The sequence below is a fragment of the Sinomonas sp. G460-2 genome (genome assembly GCF_047759905.1).
Taxonomy (GTDB): domain Bacteria; phylum Actinomycetota; class Actinomycetes; order Actinomycetales; family Micrococcaceae; genus Sinomonas.
Genome location: NZ_JBKZWT010000319.1, coordinates 1 through 4,079, shown reverse-complemented (window position 1 = coordinate 4,079; position 4,079 = coordinate 1). Strand labels below are relative to the sequence as shown.

The window sequence follows — 4,079 nt, the reverse complement described above, 5'->3', positions numbered from 1 at the left end:
GTGCCCGGCGGGATGGGCTGCTGCCACCAGTTCCCGCCCGGGTTTCCCCCCGGCGCCGGGGGCGGTGGCACCGGTTGGCCGGCTGCCGTGGGGTTCTGCTGCGGGGGCCGCTGGCCGCCCTGATACCCGTGCGGGTAGGGGTTGCCGGGGTAGCCGCCGTAGCGGTTGTACCCTCGGTCGCGCGGGGGAATCTGGCCCCGATTGCGCGGGGGCTGGCCGATCTTCCGCATGATGAAGGGGACCACCCACGCGAGGACGATCACCCAGAATATCCAGCTCATGGCCGCCTCCGGTCCGATGCGCCCGGCCTGCCGGGCCAGTATGTCTTCAGCCTACTCGCCGCCCTCGTCCGTTCCCACGGGGTCTCCCAGGGCCTCCCGCGCCCCGATGGCGTCGCCCGTTCCCAAGGGGACGCCCACGCCGAAGACGGGCGACGCCGTCGGCCGCTTGGCCGAGATGCCGTCGCCGCTCGACTTGTGGCGGATCCGGCGGATCACCCAGGGCACGAAGTACTCGCGCGCCCACACGAGGTCCTCGGCGCGCGCGGCGCGCCACGAGCGTGAGGGCAGGGGCGCCGGCTCCATGGGGGAGAGCTCGTGCGGGACGTTGAGCGCCCCGAGCGCCATGATCGCGATCGTGTGGTGGCCCAGCGGAGAGAAGTGCAGCCGGTCGCTCGCCCACATGCGCGAATCCGAGAGCTGGCGCAGGCTCCACATGTCCGCGATGATCGCGTCGTGCCGCGCGGCGACCGTGCGCAGGTTCTCGTTGTAGATGGCCACCTTGCCGCGGATGGCGCTCAGCACGGGCGTCGACCCGATGTCCGGTCCGTTGAAGAGCAGCACCGTTGCGCCGGTCTCGGCGACGCGGCCGACGGCGCCGTCGAGCCTCACAGCGAGGGCGTCAGGATCGCTTCCCGGCCGCAAGAGGTCGTTGCCTCCCGCCGAGATGGACACGAGGTCGGGGGAGAGGGCGAGCGCAGGCTCGAGCTGCTCGTCGAGGATTTGCCCGAGGAGCCGTCCGCGGATCGCGAGATTGGCGTAGGCGAAGTCCTCGCTTCCCCGGGAAAGCTCCTCCGCGAGGCGGTCCGCCCAGCCGCGGTGCCCGCCAGGCGAGGAGACGTCGGGGTCGCCGATCCCCTCGGTGAACGAATCGCCCATGGCCACGTACCGGTGCCACGGGTGGCGTTGGCCGTCCGAGAGCTGTACGTCGCGATGATTGGGCTGGGTCATGTCCGTCACTCCTGCATTATCTATCCCGCGTTAACGCCGCAAGGTGGCCGACTGTGCCCGGCCACGCCGAAGCAATTTACTTGATGCTTCAACCATGTGCCAGAATGGTTGGCATGACTGAGGCCCAGACCACCCCCAGCTATCCCGCGACGTACCCGACGCACCACGCCGTGTGGAGCCGCCCGGAGGAGGAACGGGCGGGGACTCCGCTGATCGTCCTGCTCCACGGCTACGGCGCGAACGAGGCGGACCTCATGGGCCTCGTGCCCCTCCTGCCTCCCGAGTTCACCGTCGTCGCCCTGCGTGCCCCGCAGGAGCTCGCGCCGGGGGCCTACCAGTGGTTCCCGCTCGTCGCGGCGGCCGACTTCGGGCTGGCCCAGGTCGAGGCCGCGAGCGAGTACGTCCTCGAGTGGCTCGACTCGGTCGGCGGGCAGCACACTTCGGTGACCCTGCTCGGCTTCTCGATGGGCATGGCCATGGCGACGACGCTCCTGCGGCGCCGCCCGGGCGACTTCGCCGCCGTCGTCGGTCTGTCTGGGTTCGCGATCAATGCGGGCGGGGCCGATGGCTGGCCCTACGTTCGCGACGCCGAGCTTGACGGTACCGTGCCGTTCTTCTGGGGTCGGGACCAAGCCGATCCGGTCATCACACCGGACAAGGTCGAGTTCACGCTCGGCTGGGTCCGGGGCCGCGTGGACCTCACGAAGATCGTCTACGAAGGGATCCTGCACAGCATCAGCGGGCCCGAGATGGCCCACGTCGCGGAATTCCTGCGCTTCAAGGTGCTCACGCGCGGCTGACGAGGCGAACCTGCTGGCCGTTGACCTCGACGACGTCGCCTGCGGCGAGCTGCCGGCCGCGCCGCTCCTCGATGTCTCCGTTGACCTTCACGAGGCCGCCGCGGATCAAGTCGGCGGCCTCGACGCCGTCCTCGACGAGGGAGGCCAGCTTGAGGAGCTGGCCGAGCCGGATGGTGCCTTCGCGGATCTCGACATCTTCCATGGTTACTACCTTATGCACCCGCCCACCGCCCGGTATGCACCCACCCACCGCCCGGTATGCACCCGCCCACCACCCGGTATGCACCCACCATCCTGACCCGCCCACCACCCGGTATGCACCCACCATCCTGACCCGCCCACCACCCATCATGCGCCCGCCCACCACCCGCGCCCCGGTACTCTTGACTCTGGACTACCCGGACCGCACCCAGCGGCCCTGCACAGTATGGAGGACATGTCTTGGCACCCAAATCCCAACTGGACGCGATTGTCTCCCTGGCCAAGCGCCGCGGATTCGTCTTCCAGGCGGGCGAGATCTACGGAGGCTCCCGTTCCGCATGGGACTACGGTCCCCTCGGCGTCGAGCTGAAGGAGAACATCAAGGAACAGTGGTGGCAGACGTTCGTCCGCGGCCGCGAGGACATGGTGGGCCTCGACTCCTCCGTCATCCTGCCCAAGCAGGTCTGGGAGGCTTCGGGTCACGTCGCGACGTTCACGGATCCGCTCGTCGAGTGCCTCAACTGCCACAAGCGGCACCGTCAGGACCATCTCATCGAGGCTTATGAGGCGAAGAAGGGCCGCGCGCCGGAGAACGGCATGGAGTCCATCACGTGCCCCGACTGCGGCGTCACGGGCCAGTGGACCGAGCCGCAGATGTTCTCGGGCCTCATGAAGACGTTCCTCGGCCCAGTCGACAACGCCGAGGGGCTGCACTACATGCGCCCCGAGACGGCGCAGGGCATCTTCGTGAACTTCAACAACGTGGTCACGACGTCGCGCAAGAAGCCGCCGTTCGGCATCGGCCAGATCGGCAAGGCGTTCCGCAACGAGATCACGCCGGGCAACTTCATCTTCCGCACGCGCGAGTTCGAGCAGATGGAGATCGAGTTCTTCACGGCGCCCGAGGACGCTCCCTCGTGGTTCGACCACTGGGTCGACGCGTGCTGGAACTGGTTCGTGGACCTCGGCATCAACCCGGACAACATGCGCCGCTTCGACGTCCCGAAGGAGGAGCGCGCGCACTACTCGGCCGGCACGATCGACGTGGAATACCGCTTCGGCTTCCAGGGCAACGAGTGGGGCGAGCTCATGGGCATCGCGAACCGCACGGACTTCGACCTCGGCAGCCACTCGAAGGCCTCGGGCCACGAGCTCGCCTACTTCGACCAGACCACGAACCAGCGCTACATCCCGTACGTGATCGAGCCATCCTTTGGCCTCACGCGGTCCATGATGGCGTTCCTCGTCGACGCGTACTCCGAGGACGAGGCGCCGAACACGAAGGGCGGCGTGGACAAGCGCACCGTCCTGCGGCTCGACCCGCGGCTCTCGCCCATCAAGGCAGCTGTGCTTCCCCTGAGCCGCAACGAGAGCCTCTCGCCCAAGGCGCGCGATCTCGGCGCCGAGCTGCGCAAGCGCTGGAACATCGACTTCGACGACGCGGGCGCGATCGGCCGCCGCTACCGCCGCCAGGACGAGATCGGCACGCCGTTCTGCATCACCGTCGACTTCGATACGCTCGACGACGACGCCGTCACGATCCGCGAGCGCGACACGATGGCGCAGGAGCGCGTCTCGCTCGACAAGGTCCAGGGCTACCTCGCCGAGCGGCTCAACGGGAACTGACGGGCCGGGAGGAACCAAGCGCGTGGCTGAACTGAGCTACCGCCCGTGGCGGGCGGGCGACGACCAGACGCTCCTGCAGATCTGGGGCGACGCCGAGGGGCCCGCCGCGGAACAGTTCCGCGGCGAGCTCGCGCCGGATGCCGATGAGGGGGTGTGGCGGCGCTGCGTCGTGGCCGAGGACCAGGGCATCCCCGTGGCCGCCGGCGTCGTGTACACGAGCGCG

Annotated in this window: 4 protein-coding genes and 2 pseudogenes; 3 read left to right on the top strand and 3 right to left on the bottom strand. The window is 68.9% G+C overall.

Annotated features, from left to right (window positions below; all coding sequences use genetic code 11):
- Positions 1-281, bottom strand: a pseudogene (locus ACLN58_RS18935) (hypothetical protein); the annotation flags it as partial.
- Between the two features lie 51 nt (positions 282-332).
- The gene (locus ACLN58_RS18930) at positions 333-1,229 is read right to left on the bottom strand and encodes an SGNH/GDSL hydrolase family protein (RefSeq protein ID WP_415856787.1); all 897 of its coding nucleotides are present in this window, start codon (positions 1,227-1,229) and stop codon (positions 333-335) included.
- A 113-nt stretch (positions 1,230-1,342) separates the two neighbouring features.
- Between ACLN58_RS18930 and ACLN58_RS18925 the strand changes: the two genes are divergently transcribed.
- Positions 1,343-2,029 (top strand): alpha/beta hydrolase, encoded by a 687-nt coding sequence (locus tag ACLN58_RS18925; RefSeq protein WP_415856786.1) that lies wholly within the window; start codon positions 1,343-1,345, stop codon positions 2,027-2,029.
- Here ACLN58_RS18925 and ACLN58_RS18920 read toward each other — a convergent pair.
- Positions 2,016-2,231 (bottom strand): RNA-binding S4 domain-containing protein, encoded by a 216-nt coding sequence (locus ACLN58_RS18920; protein WP_415856785.1) that lies wholly within the window; start codon positions 2,229-2,231, stop codon positions 2,016-2,018. The two genes, ACLN58_RS18925 and ACLN58_RS18920, sit on opposite strands and share 14 nt — an antisense overlap.
- Before the next feature lie 239 nt (positions 2,232-2,470).
- On the opposite strand from ACLN58_RS18920, the gene ACLN58_RS18915 reads away from it, so the two are divergent.
- Complete coding sequence (locus ACLN58_RS18915; RefSeq protein ID WP_415856784.1) at positions 2,471-3,856, top strand: glycine--tRNA ligase; 1,386 nt, start codon at positions 2,471-2,473, stop codon at positions 3,854-3,856.
- 22 nt (positions 3,857-3,878) lie between these two features.
- A pseudogene (locus ACLN58_RS18910) lies at positions 3,879-4,079 on the top strand (GNAT family N-acetyltransferase); the annotation flags it as partial.

What these genes read in the sequence shown, in the direction of transcription:
- ACLN58_RS18930 (WP_415856787.1), bottom strand. Translation starts at nt 1,229, where the DNA reads ATGACCCAGCCCAATCATCGCGACGTACAGCTCTCGGACGGCCAACGC.
- ACLN58_RS18925 (WP_415856786.1), top strand. Translation starts at nt 1,343, where the DNA reads ATGACTGAGGCCCAGACCACCCCCAGCTATCCCGCGACGTACCCGACG.
- ACLN58_RS18920 (WP_415856785.1), bottom strand. Translation starts at nt 2,231, where the DNA reads ATGGAAGATGTCGAGATCCGCGAAGGCACCATCCGGCTCGGCCAGCTC.